General features: G+C 34.4%; 16 protein-coding genes and 1 pseudogene. 7 read left to right on the forward strand and 10 right to left on the reverse strand.

The genetic code is table 11. The annotated features are described in order from the left end of the window. Positions 1 to 627: 627 nt before the first annotated feature. Positions 628 to 1,794 (reverse strand): FtsW/RodA/SpoVE family cell cycle protein, encoded by a 1,167-nt coding sequence (locus tag P3F56_RS05555; RefSeq protein WP_281153733.1) that lies wholly within the window; start codon positions 1,792 to 1,794, stop codon positions 628 to 630. A 649-nt stretch (positions 1,795 to 2,443) separates the two neighbouring features. On the opposite strand from P3F56_RS05555, the gene P3F56_RS05560 reads away from it, so the two are divergent. The 4 genes from P3F56_RS05560 to P3F56_RS05575 all read left to right on the forward strand — a co-directional run bounded on the left by P3F56_RS05560 (position 2,444) and on the right by P3F56_RS05575 (position 7,489). After that, on the forward strand, positions 2,444 to 3,841 hold the full coding sequence (locus P3F56_RS05560) for a DUF3370 domain-containing protein (protein WP_281151937.1): 1,398 nt from the start codon (positions 2,444 to 2,446) through the stop codon (positions 3,839 to 3,841). Positions 3,842 to 3,985: 144 nt separating this feature from the next. After that, entirely contained in the window at positions 3,986 to 4,495 is a 510-nt protein-coding gene (locus tag P3F56_RS05565) for a pentapeptide repeat-containing protein (RefSeq protein WP_281153734.1), read from the forward strand. Positions 4,496 to 4,512: 17 nt separating this feature from the next. After that, a complete protein-coding gene (locus P3F56_RS05570; protein WP_281153735.1) occupies positions 4,513 to 5,664 on the forward strand; it encodes a 5-(carboxyamino)imidazole ribonucleotide synthase in 1,152 nt (383 codons plus the stop codon). A 682-nt stretch (positions 5,665 to 6,346) separates the two neighbouring features. Continuing rightward, positions 6,347 to 7,489 carry a DegT/DnrJ/EryC1/StrS family aminotransferase gene (locus tag P3F56_RS05575; RefSeq protein ID WP_281151938.1) on the forward strand — a complete coding sequence of 381 codons (1,143 nt, stop codon included), beginning with the start codon at positions 6,347 to 6,349 and terminating at the stop codon, positions 7,487 to 7,489. Between the two features lie 134 nt (positions 7,490 to 7,623). Here the strand turns inward: P3F56_RS05575 and P3F56_RS10495 are convergent, their stop codons facing one another. From P3F56_RS10495 to ndhL, 6 genes are all read right to left on the reverse strand, one after another. Then, positions 7,624 to 7,791, reverse strand: coding sequence for a sulfotransferase domain-containing protein (locus P3F56_RS10495; RefSeq protein WP_405054783.1), 168 nt, complete (start codon positions 7,789 to 7,791; stop codon positions 7,624 to 7,626). A gap of 2,408 nt (positions 7,792 to 10,199) precedes the next feature. Continuing rightward, positions 10,200 to 11,942, reverse strand: coding sequence for an ABC transporter ATP-binding protein (locus P3F56_RS05580; protein WP_281153736.1), 1,743 nt, complete (start codon positions 11,940 to 11,942; stop codon positions 10,200 to 10,202). Positions 11,943 to 12,820: 878 nt separating this feature from the next. Then, on the reverse strand, positions 12,821 to 14,020 hold the full coding sequence (locus P3F56_RS05585) for a lipid-A-disaccharide synthase-related protein (protein WP_281151939.1): 1,200 nt from the start codon (positions 14,018 to 14,020) through the stop codon (positions 12,821 to 12,823). A 92-nt stretch (positions 14,021 to 14,112) separates the two neighbouring features. After that, entirely contained in the window at positions 14,113 to 14,907 is a 795-nt protein-coding gene (trpA, locus tag P3F56_RS05590) for a tryptophan synthase subunit alpha (protein WP_281151940.1), read from the reverse strand. 80 nt (positions 14,908 to 14,987) lie between these two features. Continuing rightward, positions 14,988 to 15,302, reverse strand: coding sequence for a DUF3007 family protein (locus P3F56_RS05595; protein WP_281151941.1), 315 nt, complete (start codon positions 15,300 to 15,302; stop codon positions 14,988 to 14,990). Positions 15,303 to 15,339: 37 nt separating this feature from the next. Continuing rightward, positions 15,340 to 15,585 carry an NAD(P)H-quinone oxidoreductase subunit L gene (gene ndhL / locus P3F56_RS05600; protein WP_405054738.1) on the reverse strand — a complete coding sequence of 82 codons (246 nt, stop codon included), beginning with the start codon at positions 15,583 to 15,585 and terminating at the stop codon, positions 15,340 to 15,342. A gap of 148 nt (positions 15,586 to 15,733) precedes the next feature. On the opposite strand from ndhL, the pseudogene P3F56_RS10500 reads away from it, so the two are divergent. The 3 genes and pseudogenes from P3F56_RS10500 to P3F56_RS05610 all read left to right on the forward strand — a co-directional run. Continuing rightward, positions 15,734 to 15,847 (forward strand): annotated as a pseudogene (locus P3F56_RS10500) (RNA-guided endonuclease TnpB family protein); the annotation flags it as partial. Between the two features lie 1,965 nt (positions 15,848 to 17,812). After that, positions 17,813 to 19,066, forward strand: a complete 1,254-nt coding sequence (locus P3F56_RS05605) for an ABC transporter ATP-binding protein (protein WP_281151942.1) — start codon at positions 17,813 to 17,815, stop codon at positions 19,064 to 19,066. 44 nt (positions 19,067 to 19,110) lie between these two features. Continuing rightward, positions 19,111 to 20,304, forward strand: a complete 1,194-nt coding sequence (locus tag P3F56_RS05610; RefSeq protein ID WP_281151943.1) for an SGNH/GDSL hydrolase family protein — start codon at positions 19,111 to 19,113, stop codon at positions 20,302 to 20,304. A gap of 517 nt (positions 20,305 to 20,821) precedes the next feature. Here P3F56_RS05610 and P3F56_RS05615 read toward each other — a convergent pair. From P3F56_RS05615 to P3F56_RS05625, 3 genes are all read right to left on the reverse strand, one after another. After that, a complete protein-coding gene (locus P3F56_RS05615) occupies positions 20,822 to 21,382 on the reverse strand; it encodes a shikimate kinase (RefSeq protein WP_281151944.1) in 561 nt (186 codons plus the stop codon). A gap of 170 nt (positions 21,383 to 21,552) precedes the next feature. Next, positions 21,553 to 21,738 (reverse strand): 30S ribosomal protein S21, encoded by a 186-nt coding sequence (gene rpsU / locus P3F56_RS05620; RefSeq protein WP_281151945.1) that lies wholly within the window; start codon positions 21,736 to 21,738, stop codon positions 21,553 to 21,555. A gap of 70 nt (positions 21,739 to 21,808) precedes the next feature. Next, positions 21,809 to 22,123 carry a pentapeptide repeat-containing protein gene (locus P3F56_RS05625; protein WP_281151946.1) on the reverse strand — a complete coding sequence of 105 codons (315 nt, stop codon included), beginning with the start codon at positions 22,121 to 22,123 and terminating at the stop codon, positions 21,809 to 21,811. Positions 22,124 to 22,301 lie beyond the last annotated feature (178 nt).

The following is a 22,301-nucleotide window of genomic DNA, read 5'->3' on the forward strand; positions in this document are numbered from 1 at the left end:
AATATTTTATTGCAATTGATACAATTTAATTGTTTGCATAAAATCGCTACTGGATATTTTTGATATCTATTAAACATTTCAAAAAATAAAGCTTTAAATATTGCTTTTTTTTCTTGTTTACTTACTCCATCTTCATATCACTATCTAAATACCTCTTCAATTATTTTAAATTAAAATCTCTCAGTATATATTCTTTTCTTTTTATAGATTATTTTAACATTAATTACATCTCATTTAACGACAATTAATCTTGATATAGACGGCTTTCTCTACCGAAGGCGAATATCTAATAGTTAATTATTTTGACCAACTTTACCGGCGCTTAAACTAAAATAAATACAAGTTGCTGTCAGATCTATTTGTCCAAAAAATAAAACTATTACTTTTTTATATAAAATATGAATAATTAATAATGGCAAGTCTTTCTTAGTTTGGAATCTCATTGATTAAATCGAGTTAAGGATTTGACGCCATAAAGCCATAAGTCTAAAATTAAATAGAGATATTAATAAGCAGAGATATTAAGTTTAGCTTCATTAAATTAAAACATAAAAACTACTAGGATACTTTATATCTAAATAATTAGAGTTTTGGATAACCCATTATTAACAATTAAATTTTGTCCTTTTACATAACAGGTTTGCTAGGAACTGATAAAGTAACAACAGGAGCTTCATTATTTTCTCTAGCTACCCTAATTAATAAAGCCGCTAGGGTTAAACTTGCTAAACTTGAACTCCCTCCATAGCTAAACAAAGGAAAGGGTAAACCCGTTGTAGGTAAAGCACCTGTTGCGACACCAATGTTAAGTAAGGCTTGTCCCACCATTACGACCATGACCCCAATAGCTACTAGTCGTTTGACTCGATGACGGCATTTCATGGCAATTCGTAGGGCAAAAGTCGCATAGCTAAATAGAAATAATAACAAAATAATTCCTCCCACAAAGCCAAATTCTTCGGCAAAAACTGAAAATATAAAGTCAGTATATTGGATAGGTAAATAGAAAAGTTTTTGTTGAGACATCCCATATCCTGTGCCAAATGTTCCCCCTGAACCGACTGCCATCAAACTTTGTACTAATTGATAGCCATTCCCCATAGGATCTTCCCAAGGATCAAGAAATGCTGTGACCCGTTCTCGTTGGTACTCTCGTAAACTAATACTAATAAACGCAGTTAAAGCTCCCCCTAAAGCAGTTGAGGTTAAATAAATTGCTGGAATTCCTGACGCGACAGCAATTAACCAAAGACTCATCCCACATAAAGCAGTAGTACTCAAATTAGGTTGTAATAAGATTGAAGCTAAAATAACCGCAAAGGCAATTAACCATTGCCAACGAATTCGCCAGGGTAGCCGTTCCCATTGTCCAAAAATTAGGGAACTTTGTAAGACTAAAAAAGGTTTCATTAATTCTGATGGTTGAATTAAAACTGGACCTAATTTTATCCAGCGAGTAGCACCGTTGATATTTTCTCCCAAACCAGGAACATGGGTTGAGAGAATCAATCCTAATACTAGAAATAGACACCAAGGGGATAGTTTAAATAAATATTGTAGAGGCGATCGCACAATTATATTGAACCCTTGTAATCCGATCCAAGTCCAGATTAACTGACGAATCATATAGTACCATCCATTCCCTGTTTCGGCTTCAGCAACGGCATAGGAAGCGGAAAACAGGGTAATTAAGCCTAGGGATATCCACAAGAAGGTTAGCCAGCGTAAAAAGCGAGCTTCTCCTGACCAGTGTCGAACATCGGGATCGAAAATAGGAATGATATAACGTAACACAGTCTGTTTGGAGTTTCGATTAACCCATACCATAACACCTAATCGTGGTTAAAACTAGTTTTTATTGTTTGATAGTTTTAAGAATTATCAGTCAAGATTATGTTGCTTAAAAAGTTTGGAGTTGTGCTTCTCCTTGAAAAGAGCGTAAGAGTTTATTATGAGAAATATCATTGATCATAATTATATGATATTAGTTTAGGAAATTAAGTTTAATATAGAACTTTCATCATTCAGTTATCTATAAAATATTTTTTATACCTCTTTATACTTTTCTTACTCGGATAAAAATATTATCTTAATTATTTTTATTTTATTCTAACAAATAAAATTGGAGATTAAACCTAGTTCTTTTCACCTGTTTATTAATTTTTTTTTAAAAAAATAGATTTGACTAATTCTTAGCTAGTAGAAATAATGGAAAAGTTTAAAATACTATTTACTGATTGCTTGGGCGCTCACTCATCCCAAAGATATTAACCAATTTTTATTCCCATTGCTGAGTGCTGATGTAAAAGTAATAAAGAACGAATGTGATAGGTTAGGATCTGTAGAAAATTACAACTTTGACCAGGGATTGACAATCTTGAGTTAAAGACGGCAATCTTAAGGAAAGCTAGAATTAAATTTTTAGACCTGCTGTTCTCAGCCTATGCTGTCCCTTCTATCATCACTCATAGTGGCTCAAACTATTTACCCGTTAACATTTCGGGAGGCTAGCCCAGATTTTATTGCCCAACCTCAGGAAGTTAGGACTCTTCCAGGAAAACTCAACGATGTGTTAGTTTTCAATAGCAACAGTCCTGAAGTAATCGAAACTGAAGGCATCCTGTTGTCAACATTTCCCTCAAGTGGAAAAAGATTTCCCAACGCCCACTTAAATAAACCGCTACAAGGACGTTTTGACGTTTTCACCCACCATATTTCTCGGCCAGCTTACACACAAAGAACTCTTTATCAGGGACTGCTCGTTCATAACCCTACTTCCCAAACAATCATCATTAAAGTTTTACAGGGAGCAAGTTATCGTACTTCTCCTGATGCACCATTTATTAATCTACCTTCTTTAGTCGAAGATCCATCAGGACAAGTTTTTTCGGGGCCAGGTTCTCGATTAATGAGCGATATTTTACGAGGAGTTAATCATAATAAATTTCCTACCCGTATAATACTGAGACCGAGCGAGAGCCGGATGTTATTTACATTGCCCATTAGTCCAAGCAATGGTCGTTCAACTTTCATGCGTCTCTACAGTAACGGCCCTGTCTACATGGCTAATTTAGCTTTATACGAAGTTCCTCGTTTCGAAATTAGTGAGGATAAAAATAAACCCAAGAAAATAATCTATAGAAAACCAACTCTTAACGAATGGCGATATTTAATTACCACTGGAAAATTAGTTACTCCGAGGGATCTTCCTCCGACACCAATGGATCAAGATTTAGGAGAAAACACAATTTACGGACGAGTGGCCGGTATTTCCGTGGGGTCTGAATGGGTAGCACGACTGACCGATAGACCTAACAAAATCCATCTGAGTATTCCTCAGCGAGGAAAAGCTTTCTCTTATCCCTTGAGTACAGTCACTACGGGAACTCATGGAACCAAGCAAATTCAAAGTGCACCAATGGTCGTTCGATATCCCGACACTGCCTACCGCGCTCATGGGAATTATGGAGTACATTACAATTTAATTCTCCCAGTAACTAACAAGAGTTCTGAAAAGCAAACCGTTGAGATTTCTCTCCAAACTCCTTTTAAACAAAATGAACATGCTGATCGTTTAGTATTTGCCTATCGTCCCCAAGGTCAGGTATTTTTCCGAGGAACCATAAAGGTTGCCTATGCCACTCGAAATGGTCAACTCCAAGAGCGTTATTTTCATTTGGTTCAACGACGGGGACAACAGGGGGATGCTTTAGTCAGAATTAACCTCGAACCAGGAGAAAGACGAGAAGTCGAAGTTGATTTTCTCTATCCTCCCGACGCTACTCCCCCCCAAGTGTTGACGGTGAGAACTTTAAATTTGTTCTATGGCAGAAGTCGTTAGAGACCCTAATGAAAATGGGTGGAATTTCTACTAGGTGTAAGGCTAAACAAGCCGTTGATTTCTATTAATTTTAAAAGTAAGGGGAGCCAATTTTCCTTTACAATCGAAGACGATGATATCGGTACGTTATTAGCGATTGAGTTAATGAAATATTTCCTGCAATTGGTGCTATTTTCCCTCTTATTTGTATTTTTTTTCGTGAGTCCATTGTCTGTCCTAGCAGCCGGTTCTTCGGCAGTGACTGGCGAGGCAGCTAGTTTTAAAGATGTACAGTTAATTGGTAAAGATTTTTCAGGACAGGACCTAAAGACAGCACAATTTACTAATGTAGATTTGACTGACGCGAGTTTTAGGGATGCTGACTTGCATGGAGTAGTTTTTAATGCTACAGACTTGATTGAAACCGACCTTCATGGGGCTGATTTAACTAACAGTTTAGCTTACCTGTCCAACTTTAAAGGAGCTGACTTAAGAGATGCTATCTTAACTGAAGCGATTATGCTGAGGACAATTTTTGACAATGCCAATATTACTGGGGCTGACTTTACCCTAGCAGTTCTAGACAGTCAACAGGTAGCCAAACTTTGCGACCGCGCTGACGGAGTTAATTCTAAAACGGGAATAAGTACTCGTGAATCTCTAGGTTGTCGATAGTTAATTTCATGACTCAAATGACAGTGAAGCGCGTTGGTGTTATTGGAGGAGGTCAGTTAGCCTGGATGATGGCCAAGGCTGCTCAAAAGTTGGGTTTTGATTTGATCATTCAAACGCCCCAGAAGGACGATCCTGCCGTGTCTATTGCAACGGAGGTCATTTTTGCCCCTATTAGTGATAGAGCAGCTACCATCGATCTGGCTGCTCATTGTGATGTAATTACGTTTGAAAATGAGTTTATTGATCTCGAGGTCCTCAAACCTTTAGAAGAAAAAGGGGTCCGTTTTTGTCCTAGTTTGGGAGTTCTTACTCCATTGTTGGATAAATATCAGCAAAGATCTTATCTACAGCACATTGGCTTACCTGTACCTAAATTTACCACTCTAGAAAACCTATCCTCTCTCGACTTTTCCTTTCCGGTTGTGCTGAAAGTTCGTCGTCACGGTTACGATGGTCAGGGGACTTTTATTGTTAAAAATGCAGAGGAGCTAGAAACCACCGCCAAAAGTTTGAAGGGAAGAGGAGTCATGGTAGAAGAGTTTATTCCCTTTGAACGGGAATTAGCCGTCATGGCTGCCCGTAGTGTCACTGGAGAGGTAGCAGTTTATCCTCTGGTAGAAACTTACCAACCGGATCAAGTATGTAGGTGGGTGATCGTCTCTGGAGATATTTCAACAGAAGTTCAAACAGAAGTAAAACAGATAGCCATTAATTTATTGACTCAATTGGAAGTGGTGGGAATTTTTGGGATCGAACTGTTTTTAACTCCTCAAAATAAGGTTTTGGTTAATGAAATTGCTCCCCGTACCCACAATTCAGGACACTATACCCTCGATGCTTGTGAAATATCTCAATTTGAAATGCAGTTGCGGGCATTGTCAGGAATACCATTGGGGTCAACTGAGTTAAACTGTTTAGGAGCTGTGATGGTAAATCTGTTAGGTTATGAATATTCAAAGCAAGATTATCCAGAAAAACGGCAGAAACTCTCAGAAATTCCTGGTTCTTACGTTCATTGGTATGGAAAAACTAATGTTCGCCCAGGAAGAAAAATAGGTCATGTTACGGTCTTGTTGGAGGAAACTGAAATGACTTTAAGTCCAAAAATTCGACAGCAACAGTTATCAGAAATTGCACAACGGGTAGAGTCAATTTGGTATGCTTCGTGATTGATTAACTCATGTTCGCTCTCGTCTCATCGGGAAATATTCAACTTCCACCAGGATCAATAGATCAAATTATCTACAACTTGGCAGGAACATCGAGATTGATGCTAACAAAGGTAAAAGGATTAAATTTCTCACTTAAAGTGCCGTAATGGAGAAATTCTATTAATGTCTCTCTTATCCTAAACACAGACGAAATGTCCATTGAATCGCTGACATTATTGCCACGCTTCTCGAACAGACCCAGCAAGAACACGATGGTTTTACTCCAGTGACTATGAAATTGTCGGAAGAATGTGAGATCGAACCTGATTATTGCTTTTATCCCCAAAGTTGGTACGCTGTATTTGCTAAAGAATGTCTAAAATTGGCGTTTAAACTCGCCTCCTGATTTAGTGCTAGAAATTGATGTCACTGGCTATTTCGCAAAAACAGACCTTTCAGACTTTTAATGTATCGATGGCAGTTAATAGAATACTACCTTCAATTTCGAAATCAACATTTCCCAGACATTAACCTTCAGGATATAATCACTCTACGCTTTGAGATAGCCTATCAACCCAACACCAGTGGTGTTCTCTGAAGGATTACGATAGCAGTTAAATCAAGCTTCAAAATAGATAAGATTAATTGCTTTTAAGTAAAAAATTTGTTTTCATAAAATATAAATTCCGGGTAGGTACGAGTGAATACAATTCCCCCAGTCGATTTAGTCCGTCAATACAAGCTAATTAGTGAAGAAGTAGACCTAGCTGTCCTCGATGTGGTTCGCTCGGGTCGTTATATTGGTGGTGATGCTGTTAGTGATTTTGAGCAACAATTTAGCCAATATGTGGGAACTTCTCATTGTGTAAGCTGTAATTCTGGAAGTGATGCTCTTTATTTAGCCTTACGCGCCTTCAATATTGGGCTAGGGGATGAAGTTATCACCTCTCCGTTTACCTTTATTGCTACTGCAGAAACTATCTCTATGACTGGGGCTACTCCAGTCTTTGTAGATATTGATAACACGACCTTTAATTTAAATATAGACCTCTTAGAAAAGGCAATTACCCCCAAAACAAAAGCCATTATTCCGGTTCATCTGTTCGGTCAACCAGTTGACATGAATCAACTTATGGACATTGCTCAACGTCACAATCTCTATGTGATTGAAGACTGTGCCCAAGCAACAGGAGCGAGATGGAACGAGAAAAGGGTAGGAAATATTGGCCATATTGGTTGTTTTAGTTTCTTTCCCACGAAAAATTTAGGAACCTGTGGAGATGGGGGAGCTGTCACCACGAATGATCATGTGCTCGCCGATACTATTCGTACTATCAGGGAACATGGTAGCCGTCAACGTTACCATCATGATTTAGTCGGAATAAATAGCCGTCTTGATACTATTCAAGCCGCAATTTTACAAGTTAAATTACGTTATTTAGATCGTTGGAACCAACAACGGCGAGCAGTGGCGCAACGATATCATCAGTTGCTCAAACTCATCTTAGGAATTCAACTGCCTCAAGAGTTATTCGGAGGGTATCATGTTTGGAATCAATACACTATTTTAGTTAAAAATAAAGGAGGAGAAACTGAAGGTTTCCGTGATTACCTTCAGAAGGAATTACAGAAAAAAGGAATTATTTCCATGATTTATTACCCCATTCCTTTGCATTTACAGAAGGTTTACCAAGGGTTAGGTTATGAAGTTGGTGCATTTCCGGTAACTGAGAAAGCAGTCCGTGAAGTATTATCCTTACCGATGTTCCCTGATATTTCCTTTAAAGAACAACAGCAAGTTGCTTATGCTTTGAAAGACTGTTTAATTAACATTAACAATTAAACTGTTAATTTTTTTGTAAAAAAAGTAGAGTTTTTTAATAAGTAATCTAACTCCATTTGATCAGACTTCGAAGAAGTAGATTAAATATCTCTCCAGAGTGTTTCTAATACTGTTCCTGCAGTTCCTTATTTAAATTATTTTTTAAAATCTTTGTCTGTTGTGAGGGAAAATAAATAATTGTTCCAATCTCCTACTTTTCCATTACGAATAAATGGAGGCATGCTTTTGGGTAGTTTACTTAACCAACTCTGCTGATTTTTACTCATGTTTTCAAAACTACTTTGAGTAATAGAATTTAATATCTGTTGATATTAAATTCTATTATTATATTTTGTACCAACAAAATTATTAATTTTTATTATTACATTTTAAGTCTTAAATTTTTAAATTATAAATTTTAAGACTTAAAAAAATTGTATTATTTCTGTGTTGATACCAAGCCACCAAATGATCAAAATTATCTCCAAAGTCTACTTCTTCATCAATAAAACACTCAAAAAAGTTCTTAAACGGTTCCTTCGTAAAATCATAGCTAAGTAGTGAACACAAAATGAGTAATTGTCACTCCCTTACTTAAATATATAAAGTAGTAAACTGTTTATATATTAATAGTCTAATTGTTTTTTAGGAAAACTAAAATATTGAATATTATAGCTTATATTTAATCCTACAATTGTTTATGTTTTAAAAATTAAGCTGAAGTTAGAAGCAAAAATGGACTTTGCTTGACAATTCTTCCTTGTCCTAATTTAGCGTTAGAAATTGCTCAAATTTTTTGAAGTTATTAAGATATATATGCTAAATCAAGCGTGCTTAAATTGTAGCAATTTTATAACCAGAGTTATTTAAAGATTAATTTACTAAAAAATAACGTCTATTAATAGATTAAATATAGTCCAAATTTTCTAATTTTTTCTTAAAAAAATATTTAATTACTTTAAAATAATTAAATAAGAATAAATAAATAAAACAATGAAAGCTTTTATGAATTCGGTTAAAAAATAACTCTAGACGTTGTCCAAATAAGGAGGCATCATTTAACGGAAAATGTAAAATATTGTAATTGGAGCTAAAGCTCTTATCAAAGAACAAATTTCTTGATTAAACGTGACTCAATTAACAAAGTCTTTTCTATTAGAAGAGTTACGAAAATTTAGAAAAATTTACACTTAAGACAATCAAGGCGGATGGTGATCGTAAATGGCAGATTTTGAATCATTTAAACCGTAGTACAGACGGAAGGCATATAGCGGTAGGTTTTAGAGCATGTTTAAATTTAAAGCTACCCATTGATACAGCCTAATTGAAATAGCGATCACTATATATTTGGTTTGATAATTTTATGTTTATTTTCTGACCAAAAATAGCCAGTAAATTTACTTAAGATTGCATTACTGTAAAATTTTTTACAATTGAATCACTCATACTTAATACTTTACCTATGATGTCAATATCTTATTTAACTTCATTGAATAAATCGACAGCTTCATTATTCTTTTCGCTGGAACAGACTCATGCCGTGATGAAACAAATTGTCAAATATATTGAACAAACAGTTGCAACTTGAAAATTGGGATTCAGCGATCGAATGTCAATGACAGAGGTCTAAACGATATAAGAGTTTTGATAGCCATCTTCTATCTTGATAAGCCCTATTTTTTATCAGTTTTCTTCTCTTTATTTTTAGTGATTACTTTATGTTTTAATACAAACTATATTTAAGTGAGTTTGTCAATGCCTAATTCCTATAAATTATTCTCTACTGTTTGATCGCTATCAACTAATGGCTAATTTAGTTATAAGCCAAAGATTTTAATAAAAGGGAACGGGTAACAGGAAATAGAAAATAAAATCAGAAAAATACCTAATGAGTTTAATAAATACCTTAAAAATAAGGACTTATTAACTTATTTTAAGAATATAAATTTATTATTATTTGGGTTGGAACCGATTATCATCTAAATACTTATTTTAAAGAAAAATTAATATCCATAGACAGGTTATACAGTTTAGATACGGATTGAGTGGCGACTTAATAAGCTTAGGATATATTGTTTCTAATTCTGGTTTTAACCTGGGACTATCTTCTAATAGATTTTGAATTTCAGCGCGAAGATGTACAATGACTTCCTATTTTTTTCAATTTTTATTAGACATGTTTTAATGCTCATTAAAGCACGTCCATTATTATTCTCCATATCTTCTAAATTTCTCGATTAAATGACTCTACCCAACTCTGATTAGTGAAAATTATTTTAAACTCTAAAATACTCTGATTTGGGAATAATTTTAACGATAAGTAAATTTTTATCAACTCAAACAATTTTTCAAAAAAATAATCAATACTATAATGTATTGATTATTTTAGATGACAGGTGAGGTAAAATTGATTAAATTATTTCAATTCATCCAATTTAAATTGTTCCTTTTTATACAAAATTTATTGTTTGTTTAATCCATAGATTACAATCACTACTGTCTAAAGTTTTAGATATTAGTTTTTTTCCCAATAGTGTTTATATAACACCATCTTCATCAACTCAAACCACAGACGTGGACTTTGTAAAAATTGACAAAGGTTAATCCCTACGGAAATGTGTGGCTAGATTTTATAAAATTGGGATTAGGAATCTTGAAACCTATAACATTAAGTATCTTGTGAAAGCCTGCAAGGCTCTACAACATTTTTGATCTTCTCTAAACCTATCAACTAAAAATCTTTCTTTCCTTTTGCATATTGTTTTTTATAGAATCTAGCATAACGGCCTTCTTTCACCAACAATTCACTATGAGTTCCAAACTCAACGACTTGTCCTTTTTCTAAAACTAAAATGCAATCAGCGCGGTGGACGGTACTTAAACGATGGGCAATCACAAAAACGGTGCGATTTTCCATTACCCGTTCTAAGGCTTCTTGTACTAATGCTTCGGATTCAGAATCTAACGCAGATGTAGCTTCGTCTAGTATCATAATACGAGGATTGGGCAGAACAGCACGAGCGATTGCAATTCGTTGCCGTTGTCCCCCCGACAAGTTAACTCCGCGTTCCCCTACCCAAGTTTGATAGCCTTGGGGTAATTTGCTAATAAATGAGTGAGCGTTAGCAATTTTAGCCGCTTCTTCGATGGTCTGTTGCTCCAACTCTTCTCGTCCATAGGCAATATTTTGGGCAATCGTTCCCGAAAATAAAGTAGTTTCTTGGGGAACAATACCAATTTGACGACGGAGGCTAGTTAAGGTAACACTTCTAATATCTACTCCATCGATAAAAATTTGACCTTCTTGAGGGTCATAAAAACGGGGTAATAAATTGATTAAAGTCGTCTTACCAGCCCCAGAAGACCCCACTAAGGCAAGAATTTGACCAGGTTCGGCTAATAAGGATAGTCCCCGCAAAACTGGTTGACCGGGTTGATAGGCAAAACTAACCTGGGAATATTCTACTCTTCCTGTCACCTGGGGTAGAATTAACCCATTAGGACTCTCAACGATACTTGGTGTACAGTCAACTAATTCGAAAATACGATCTATTGATGCTTCAGCCTGTTTAAATTCATTGTAATTGCTGGTCATTAAGTCAATGGGATGCAGCAACAAAGCAACAGCTGCCAAATAACTAACAAATTCCTCAGATTTTAGATTTCCTTGGGAAATCTGCCAGCCTCCAATCAGGAAAAGCAACATAATACTAATCGCTTCGAGAAACCCTACAATTGGATATTGAAATGCCTTGAGTTGTTCTGCATGATATTTAGACTGACGGTTACGCTCTGCTTCTTGGGCAAATCGCTTGACTTCGTAGTCCTGGGCGGCGAACGCTTTAACGATTCGAATACCACTAAAAACTTCTGTTAATAAGGCTGAAAGATTGGAAACTTGATTTTGACTACGACGGGATAATAGTAATAGTTTTCCCCCAAAATGACTTACTAAAATAGCCATTAAGGGAGATAAAATGAAACTGGCAATAGTTAACTGCCAGTTCAAATAAAACATATAAGCAGGAATGACAATTAATTGAAGAAAATTAGAAATAAATTGATGAGATAGTTTATCAATAATTTCCCCAACCCGATCAATATCTTCTGTTAAACGATAGGTCAAGTCGCCAGTTTTTGCCGTTTCAAAAAAATCTAATCCTAGTTTATGGAGATGAGTATAGACTCCTTTTCGTAAGGAGAAAGTCATCATAAGGGCAGCATCAATCATAAAAATATTTTGCCCATATTGAAAGATTCCCCGAACTAAAAATGCCAAAGTTCCTAACCCTAACCAATAGACAACTTTCTCTACATCTCCTTTACCAATAAATAGGGCTACTTTGCCGGCAAGATATGGCAAACAAAGAGTTATAAATACAAATCCTAAAATACAGAATAGTCCTTTGATAATTAATGACCATTGTGTCCATAAATATGGAAGTATTCGCCACCAATTTGATCGTTTTTTTATAGTCATTATTGGTAATTAATCTTTTAAATTAATCTTTTAAAATTTAGCTAGTATTGGACAGTTAAGGTGTTTAACATATCAGCACAGTCAGTAAATTTTTTTTACTGTCAATATCAATAGTCATTGAGTCCAATACCACACTAGTTTATCTAACCTCTCTCAATGAGAAAGGTTAGATAAACTAGTGTGGTATTGTAACACATTTTCTCAATTAATTTGACTTATGTAGATAAATTTATCCAGCTTAATTTATCTGTTCTAAGATTAGATTATTCAATGCTACCATGCAGTTTTAACTAGTAATTTAGATTGCGAACATACCCTTATTCATTTTTTTATAGATGAGGACTGTTTTCCTCATTAAGAACCTGCTCAATACTTGAAAATAGACCTGAAGGAATTAACAATAAACCAATGATTTTGGCTTTTATAGATTTATAATCATAGATTATCAGCTAATAAGCTCGAAAACTTTAGATTAGTGGGGTTACTAAACCTGTCATATGAAATTATTAATATTAACGTCTTGAAAACCTTATTGAGGAATTGTTTAAGTTTTTATAGAGCCAGATCAGTAAGGTAAGTAAAATATGATTGTTCTATCTTTTTGTCGATTATTTTAATTTACAAATCTCTTATAGAAACCTAATCCTAATTAAATTAGGATATATTTTTATATTTTAGATTAGACGCAGGTCGCTCTATTGAACTCCTTGAGAAAAATATAAATAATTCTTGATGAGATGGGAAATCATTCTATATCTGAGACTTTTGCCAAAATTAAACTTTGACAAATTGACGATACCAACCTCCTTCCTCATAAGAAGAAAATAATTTTTTTAACTTTGCTATCTTTTTTTACTGAACATTATTTGGATTTAATCTCCCATATAATTCAATAAAAGTTTAGCGATTCTAACAGATGCTCCAGGTGGACCAAAGCGTTTTTGTCCTTTTTCAACACAGGTGGCTAAATACTCCTTATCCGCTACCGTTTCTGCTATTTGTTTGGCTGCTTCACGCAGGGTTTCTCGAGTAGCAGGTCCGGTTCCGATAGTTTGAGCGCAACTACCAATGAGTCTGGTTTGCGCCTCGGCAAATTTATAAGTAAATTGGGGGCCCTCTCCTGGGACTTGAATGACTGGTTTTCCTAAGGCTATCCCTTGATCTACTGCTAACCCAGCCATTCCTAACATTAGGGTACAATTGTGTAGGATGTCGCTAAAAGCGTTAGAATAACACCTAACTTCAGCTATTCCGTGATCAGACTGGTAAGTTAATTGACCTTCATTGTGTTCCCATCCTTCATTGTTGGCTATTTCGGCTAATTGGTTCATTAGTTTGGGGACTAACGCTGCCCGAAATTGAATGTGATCGGCGGGCATCACTTTAATAATTTCTAGAATAAGGTTCAATTGTAATTTAAAATTACGCTCTGCTTCAGGAAGTCTCGAGCCTGGAAGTAAGGCGATAGTGGGAACATTGGGGTTAAGATGTAGATCTTTTCCCGTAGGGATGAGTTTATCTAGAGAAGGAATTCCGCCAAATTTGGCTTTAGTGATTCCTTGTCGTTTAAGATCTTGAGCGGTATAGGGATCTCTAGTCACCACCGCTAAACATTTTTGTGATCGCAGGAAATGCCCAATAAACGGACCAATATATAATTTCCCTTCATAAAGACTTGATAGACAGGAAATAAAAGAAACGTAGGGATATCCTGTAGAATAGGCAAACCCTTGGGACACAGTATCCCCTGTTGCCATAATTAAATCACAAGCAGGGGCATATTCCCAAACTGCTTTTAATTGCTTCCAAGCTAACCCAATCAATCCCGCTCGGAGGTCTGTGAGAAAACGCCAACGGTTAATGTAGGAAAATCCTCCAGATGGCATATTCTGAGTAGGCCCAATAATCGGGATATTCAACCGACGATAGGCATTCCCCTCCCCGACAATAGGCATTGCTGCTATCTCTAGGTCCGGACAAAGTTCGAGTAAGGTTTCAATCACATAGGAAGAGTGATTATCCTCTCCATGTCCATTACTAATGAATAAGATTCTTTTTTGGGAAGATGACATAGGAATTTTTAAGAATTAATCTTCAACGTGACACTCCACCACAGAGATATCACTAGATACTCAATGCGTTTCAACGGTCAGACAAGTTTGGGTTAATTGATCCCTTGTTTTAAAGATCTAAAAAATTTTTCAACCGAACTTAATCCTTCTTCGGGAGTTCCCTGAGATAACCGTTTAACAATAGCACTTCCTACAATCACTGCATCCGCCCCCCAATTTTTCATCTGAACTGCATGTTTAACTTCGGAAATACCGAAACCGACCCCAATAGGTTTGTCAGTAATACTATGTAAACTAGTGATCAACTCTTCTACCCCACTGGCTACTTGTGATCGTACTCCCGTTACTCCAGTCACACTCACCAAATAGATAAACCCCTGAGATTGACTAGCGATTGCCTGAACTCGTTCTATCGGACTAGTAGGGGCAACTAATAGGGCCACCTCAATGCTCTCCGCAGCTGCGGAGTTTAACAGGCTCTGAGCTTCTTCCAGGGGCAAATCAGGAACAACTAGACCTTTGACACCAGCTTCTTTAACTCGTTTCAGAAAAGCTTCTACTCCATGATAAAAAATAGGATTGTAGTAGGTAAATAAAACAATCGGGGCTTTAATTTCTGGGGAAACTTTTTTAACAATCCCTAAGATATCTTGCAATTTAGTCCCATGGCCTAAGGCACGGGTGGCGGCCGCTTGTATCACAGGTCCATCAGCCAGGGAATCGGCATAGGGAACCCCTAATTCAATCAAATCTGCTCCTAAACTATCAAGAAGGTGTAAAGCTCGGGCAGTAGTATCTAAATCAGGATCACCAGCTGTGATAAAGGGAATTAAGGCACATCGACCTTGATCGCGTAGAGATTGGAAACAATCAGAAACCGAAGTCATAGTTGTAAATTACCAAGTCGGAAGTTAGAAGGGATAAACGGGTGTTGACCCTTACAGAGGTCAAATACAATTTTTATTGATTAACATTCAGACGTTGATTGTTCTTGTGCGATTTTCTGTTGTAATTTCCCAAGTTCTTCTGAGCTCATTGCTTCAAGTTGTTTTTGTAAGACTGCATCCTCATAGTCTTTAACTTGTTGATTGTAGGTCATTTTTTTACCCATCACCCTAAACAGGTAGGTAAGTGTCCAGCCAACTAGACCTACTATCAATAAGGCTTGACTCCAAATTCCAGCTGATATTTCATCAAATCCTACAGTCTGAAAAAATAGATAAGCCACTCCGCCTGCGGCAAAAACAGTAATCCCAATGGCAATAACATCAATTCGTCGCATGTTGTATTACATCTTGTAATTTAAGTGATTTTCTGGATTAAGTTGTTAAATTGCGCCTTTTAGGCCGAAAATTTAAAAAAGGACTCAATACTAACATTCCTGGGAAAAAGAAAAACATCAAAAAATACATCCATACCCGTTCAAAAGAACTAGCTACATACCAACGACTGTTTAGATAAAAATAAACCATTCCAGGAATAATCAACAGATAGAGAACGCTAAAAGTTAGGTAGAGCAGGGCAACTAAATGGGTATCGTTCGTTAGAAAGTCGGCTATAGTCATTGTCCAATAGTAAATATTTACACTTAGCTTAGTTTACCTAAAATCTTCGCAGAATGTCCCCACTATAGTCAACTGGGATACATCGAAAGCGCAAGGAAGCATATCTCACTAAAAGTTTGGAGACACTTGCTTGAATCTATTGTATAGACGTAGAATAGTCCCGTCCACTGATGGTTTTAAAGCAAGAGAATCTAATTTATGGTGTAGTCAAAGGACCTTGGCTTGTTATTCAGAACAACAGATTAAACGTGTAAGAGTTGTTAACTATAGCAATAAATGTGCCTAGATAAAGAATTTTAATATTTAGAAAATTATCTTAACGATATTGTAGGGCATACAGAAACTGACTTAAAAGTCTTCGAAGAGTCCTGTTTCTGAGTTTTTAGTGGAAATATTAAGAATTTAAACAGTTTTGTTGAACAAGGAATTTTTAACAGTAATGTAGAAAAAATTTCCCGTTACAACAGAGGTTAATGGGAGAGTATGTTAGTTTACCCCGTTTATAACTTAGGTATCTTTACTTTTGTACTTATCGTCTACTCTATATTACTATATTACCTATACTTAATTGAATCCAATTAGCTAGTATTAAAGCAGACGGTTTAAGAGATTTGCTAAAAGCGCAAAGTAACATTGTAAATGTTATTAATGTTATTAACAACATAACTAAAAATAGCCTAAAAACCATTAAAAGACTAGTTTTTTACATTCTATAGTTTTTTCAAAAAACTATTAAAATTCTTTCTTTTTAACTTTTTTTTAAAAAAAGGTTGATTTAGAGTAAACTATCAATTTTTGGTCATTTTATTATTAATTGCTTAGACCACAGTAGTATGACTATACTATTTATGTTAAAATGAATAACCAAAGTTAATAGTAAATTTAAGCCGCTACTTTTTTTTTAAAAAAATACCTTTTTGTCAATCACAATTACCTATAATATAAAAAATTATCTACTAGGTAGTATTTATCGAGTGAACTTAGATAAGTCGGTTTTACAGAACTTATAATATAGAATTAACGAGTAGAATGCCAAGTTAATAACCAAGTTAATAAGTTTTGAGTTTAAAAATTAACACAAGTTATAAACTACCTAAAAAAACTAATTAACACATTTTTTAAAAGTAAAATTAATAGTCTTCATAAGACTAGTTAGTTAATTTAAATAGTCTTAATGTCCAATCTTAAGTTTCTAAAAAAACTGAATTTTTCTTTTGATTTGCATGTTTTTATTGACAATGTTAAGGTATTATACGTCGAATTTAATTCTATTTTTTCTTATGCAAAGAAACTTATTCAATTAAATTGTTTATCATTTATTTGAATAAATAATACTAATTATTAACTTAATTTGTGCTACTGTAGTAACAGTTTTATTGATTATTAACCAGTTTAATTTATATTTTTTAGCATTGTTTCTATCTATTGTTAATTAACTCTATTGATTTTGGCTATATTCTTAATGTCAATGTCTAGGATATCTTTGGTAATTTATACGTTTTTCAAACGGAATATGTTCTTTCTTTTTCAAAAAAGCTTAACTATTATGAGAATATATATCCATATTGATTACATCTAATTTAACAACGATTAATTTTTATTATTTTGATATATACAACTTTCTCTTTTTAAGTTAATTTTTAAATAGTTACTGCATTGTTATAAAAAAAAGGGTTTGTCAAACAACAATAAGTATAACTCCATGAAACTTATACTTATTGTTGAGATAATTTAATTTTTACTATCTTATTTGAAATAAGAGAATGAGTAATAAAGAGTGAATTTTAATTAAAATTTTATGGGTAAAGCTGGGGTTAGTATTTGATAGCATGGAGATAAATAAGTTTCAATAATAATTGCAAGATACCAGCATTCTTAATAATTTAGTAAAAAAATTGGAATAGCAAGACTTATCGAAATTGATTGAATATATAAAAAAAATTTCTGCAAGAACAATAACAGAAATTAAATATAATTTAGCTAAGAAAGTTAAGCAAAGTTTTGATTTTAAAAACACTCCCAAAAACACAAATTAAAACAGTACAAATCAAAATCTAATTGCTTGAATATAAGTAGGTAAAATAATTTCTTCTTTTACCTTTATTGAAATCTACCTACTTCATTAATATTTTGATGACAAAAAAAGAAAGAAAAGTAGAAAAAAAACATTCTTGGTTAGACAGGTATTAAGATAAAATTTGAATCAAAATTGTTGTAAAGGGTCAACGTGGCTAAAGTTATTTTAGAACATCTTTATAAGAGTTTCTCCCCTAGGGGCGCAAAATCGACCCCTTCAGAAACTGAGTCAAATCTTTCGAAGAGTAAACAAGCCAACGTTCTACGAGATATTAACTTGACAGTTAACGACGGGGAATTTATGGTCTTTGTTGGACCTTCAGGTTGTGGAAAAAGTACATTGTTGCGTCTCATTTGTGGACTGGAAACAGCAACGGGGGGCAATATTAAAATTGGGGATCGTGTCATGAACACCCTTCCCCCAAAACAACGGGATATTGCCATGGTCTTTCAAAATTATGCTCTCTATCCTCATTTAAATGTCTATGATAACATTGCTTTTGGTTTGCGTCGTATGAGCCGAGATGACTCAAGGAAACCCATCTCATCCTTACCTAAGTGGCTAGAATCAGCTTTAGTTAACTTGACACGATCATTGCCTAAGTCCTGGCGTTATCTTTCTACGACCGAACAAGTTATCAACGAAAAAGTCTCCCAAGTTGCTCAACTTTTAGAAGTGGATCATCTCTTAGATCGCTTTCCTAAAGAGTTATCAGGGGGACAAAAACAACGGGTTGCTTTAGGCCGCGCAATCGCCCGTAAACCGCAAGTATTTTTGATGGATGAACCCTTGTCGAATTTAGACACTACATTACGGACAATGATGCGTTCAGAAATTGTTCAACTACAACGAAAGATGAACATTACCACCATTTATGTCACCCACGATCAAACTGAAGCAATGACCATGGGCGACCGTATTGCGGTCATAAATGGTGGAGAAATTCAACAATTAGCCCCTCCTTTAGAACTTTATAATCATCCTGCTAATCGTTTTGTGGCAGAATTTATTGGGTCATCTCCTATGAATTTTCTTGAGGTTACAGTTGAGACTCCTATCACGATTACTCATCCTCAGTTTTCTCTAAAATTACCACAATTTTGGGAACCTTATCTTAAAAAATATACTCGAACTACAGTATATTTAGGAATTCGCCCCGAACATTTGACCGTTAGTTCTCCTTCACCTAATAATTTAGAAGTTAAAGTAAATTTAATCGAAAATTTAGGCAATGAAACTTCGATTGTTTTTCATCTAGTTACTGATATGAATTCTCTCATGAAAGTATGTCTATCTTCTGATGATTGGGCTCTTCTTAATAAGAATAAGCAAAGTTTTTGGTTATCTTTAAATCCAAATAAAATTCATCTATTTGACCATAAAACTCAAAAATCTATCCGGTAATATTCTATAATAATAGACTAAATTTATTTAATTGCTCAGGATTTATGTTTAAATTTAAACAATTTGGATTAGATATTTTGTTAGGATTATGTGGTATTTTCTTTGCCTTAGGTCTAGGTGAAATTGGGTTAAGAATTGCTAGAATTTCCTATCCTAGTTTTTATCAAGTCGATGAATATAGAGGACACGCTTTAATTCCAGGAGTTTCCGGTTGGTGGATTCAAGAAGGAAATGGATGGGTTAAGGTAAATAAAGATGGACTACGAGATAAATACTATACCAAAGAAAAGCCAAAAGATACCTTTAGAATTGCTATTTTAGGAGACTCTTTTGCAGAAGCAATTCAAGTAAATTTAGAGGAGACTTTTTGGTCATTTATTGAACAGGAATTACGTAATTGTCCCAGTATTAATAATCAGACGGTCGAGGCTATCAATTTTGGGGTGGGAGACTATGGAACTGCCCAAGAATTAATGACTTTAAAACACCAGGTTAAACATTATTCTCCTGACATGGTAATCCTGGCTATTTTCACAGGTAACGATATTGTTAATAATTCAAAAATATTGAGTTATGATGATAGATTTAGTCCTTTTTTGATTGAACAAGAGGGTAAGTTTGTCATGGATTTTTCTTTTAAGAAAACAAAAACTTATCAGTGGCGTAGTAGTTTAAGTAGAAAAATTATTTTTTCTATTATTAATAATTTTCACCTATTACAAATGATAAATAAGGCGAGAATTGCCTTTAAAAATAGCCATAGTTTTTTAGACGAATACCACTCAAATAATGACAGTATTAATTTTATTAAATATCTTGATTTTGTGCCAGAACTTTACTTAAATAATGAGGACGAAAACTGGGAAAAAGCTTGGGATATTACCGAAGAATTGGTTAAAATGATTAGACAAGAAAGTGAAACAATAAAAGCTAAGTTTTTGGCTGTAACATTGAGTAATCCAGCACAAGTTTATCCTGATAAATCTCTACGAGATAAATATTTTAAACAAAAAAGAGTAGTGGATGAATTCTCTCCTGATAAACGAATTAAGGCGTTAGGAGAAAAAGAGAAATTTTATGTGCTTAATCTAGCCCCAGAATTCCAATTCTATGCCGATAAGAATAATCAATTTTTACACGGATTTGAAAATACTGTTTTAGGAAGTGGACATTGGAATCAATTAGGACATAAACTGGCTGGGAAATTAATTACTAATAAGGTTTGTAAAATGCTTTAGCTGTTATCTAATTTTATCTAAAAATATACTCATATTATTCATATATAATCCTAAAATACGGCTACATTGAAAACTCACAAGGCAAGTATTTAAGATTTTATTTGGCTTTTTATTCAGAGGATAAAGTAGGTTTATTGGTTAATAACAGTTAATTTTCTACTTTCTATGTTTGTTGGTTTACTATGAGCAAATAAAGAAGATTGTGGTAAGGATAAATATAATTTTAAGACAAATCTATCGTTGTCCATGGTTGATAAATCCCGTAATCTGGAAAAAGAGCTTTTCCCTTAGATGCCAATATCATAGTTTTAAATATTGAGGAAATCAAAAAAGTTTTTGTCTGTCAAAATAATTTTTTGATTGATTTTTCTTACTGCTGCTGAGTTAGATTATAGCGGTAGATTATTTCAATACAATGGTCAATTTATGACGAAATTATCGTAAAATCTACAGAGCCAATCTAAACCATTAGTTCTTCTCTTTTAAAGAGATAACATAGTTAAGCTAAAGTTGATATTTAGTTTGAATTCTTAGAAACTTCGAGACTAGATATAATTTTACTCGGAATTTTTTCTAATATTTTAGAAATAAGCATCTCAGGAGTGTCGTTTTCATTAATAAAAATCCGTAAATCTCCTTGAGTATATAGAGAACGTCGCTGCTCTAATAAGGAGTTTAACTTACTCTTTAAATCAGTCTTTTGCAAAAGGGGACGGGTTTGGTCGTCAATTAAACGAGCTGTTAATAATTCTACAGAAGCATCTAACCAAATAATTAAACCGTGACGAAGATGACTCCAGTTCTGAGGTCTCAAGATAATACCCCCTCCCGTCGCAATCACACTTTTGGTACAGGCGGCTACCTCAATAAGCACTTGGCTTTCAATTTGTCGAAAATTCTCCTCTCCTATAGAAGCAAAAATCTTTTCTATAGGTTGTTGTTTCACTCGTTCAATTAAAACGTCCGTATCAAAAAAACGATAACCTAACTCTTGTGCTAAAAGTTTTCCCACAGTAGTTTTCCCTGTTCCCATCATTCCTATGAGAAAAATATTTATGCCTCGAAGTAACTTTTGCATTTCCAATAATTTGACGATTAAAAACTAACTTCTGTCCAGCCTAGTCTAAATTAGACTTAATACTTTTTAGTGAAGTTAAAATGACCAGATTTAATTTTTAATTTTTTCGTTAATTTTTTAGTTAAAATACATAACAGCCCTGTTAAAAATACAAGGCTAATTGAGGTTTTTTAAGAATAGTTTCTTTTGCGTTGTTTCTGTTTTTCTATTGCTTTCCGTTTACGTTTTTCAGTTGGCGTTTCAAAATGACGGTGTTTTTTCATATCAGTAAAAATTCCAGCTTTACTGACCTGTCTTTTAAAACGACGTAGAGCAGATTCAATACCCTCATGCTCTCCCAAAACTATTTGGGTCATTATTATATCCTCAGTTAACTGTGCACGATCACTAGGTTGAGATGAGTCAATACTAACATTATTGGAGACTTTAAGTAGAACTTATTTGACTAGACATAATAGTATTATTGAGGTAAGCATTGCTTAGATTTACATCACTTAAATCGATGGCACTAAGATTAGCCGAAGTCAGATTGGTTGAGGTAAAATTGGCTCCCGTTAAGGTTGCCTGGGTAAGATTGACATAACTTAAATTAGCCTTGGTTAAGTTAGCTCCTCTGAGATCTGCACCACTTAAATTAGCCCCACTTAAGTTTACATTTCTTAAATTAGCAGCAATTAGATTAATATTTCTAAAATCTCTTTGCCCAGCAGCATATCGGCTTAGTATTTCTTTTGTATTCATATAATATCCTCGTTTACCAAGAAAATGCAATATTTTTAACTTTGAGTTCTGATTAATGTTATGTAAACTTTTAATCTGATGATTTTGTGTCTTATGCAGGGTTTAGCTTTATTCATATTGAGACATAGATGCAGCTCCAAAGAAATGGTCTAGGAAGCTAAATTCGCTAAAAATTCTT

Source organism: cyanobacterium endosymbiont of Epithemia clementina EcSB (genome assembly GCF_029919255.1).
Taxonomy (GTDB): Bacteria; Cyanobacteriota; Cyanobacteriia; order Cyanobacteriales; family Microcystaceae; genus Rippkaea.

Coding starts and splice junctions, on each gene's coding strand:
- trpA (WP_281151940.1), bottom strand. CDS start 14,907: ATGACTTCGGTTTCTGATTGTTTCCAATCTCTACGCGATCAAGGTCGA.
- rpsU (WP_281151945.1), bottom strand. CDS start 21,738: ATGACCCAAATAGTTTTGGGAGAGCATGAGGGTATTGAATCTGCTCTA.
- P3F56_RS05610 (WP_281151943.1), top strand. CDS start 19,111: ATGTTTAAATTTAAACAATTTGGATTAGATATTTTGTTAGGATTATGT.
- ndhL (WP_405054738.1), bottom strand. CDS start 15,585: ATGACTATAGCCGACTTTCTAACGAACGATACCCATTTAGTTGCCCTG.
- P3F56_RS05585 (WP_281151939.1), bottom strand. CDS start 14,020: ATGTCATCTTCCCAAAAAAGAATCTTATTCATTAGTAATGGACATGGA.
- P3F56_RS05560 (WP_281151937.1), top strand. CDS start 2,444: ATGCTGTCCCTTCTATCATCACTCATAGTGGCTCAAACTATTTACCCG.
- P3F56_RS05565 (WP_281153734.1), top strand. CDS start 3,986: ATGAAATATTTCCTGCAATTGGTGCTATTTTCCCTCTTATTTGTATTT.
- P3F56_RS05570 (WP_281153735.1), top strand. CDS start 4,513: ATGACAGTGAAGCGCGTTGGTGTTATTGGAGGAGGTCAGTTAGCCTGG.
- P3F56_RS05615 (WP_281151944.1), bottom strand. CDS start 21,382: ATGCAAAAGTTACTTCGAGGCATAAATATTTTTCTCATAGGAATGATG.
- P3F56_RS05625 (WP_281151946.1), bottom strand. CDS start 22,123: ATGAATACAAAAGAAATACTAAGCCGATATGCTGCTGGGCAAAGAGAT.
- P3F56_RS05595 (WP_281151941.1), bottom strand. CDS start 15,302: ATGCGACGAATTGATGTTATTGCCATTGGGATTACTGTTTTTGCCGCA.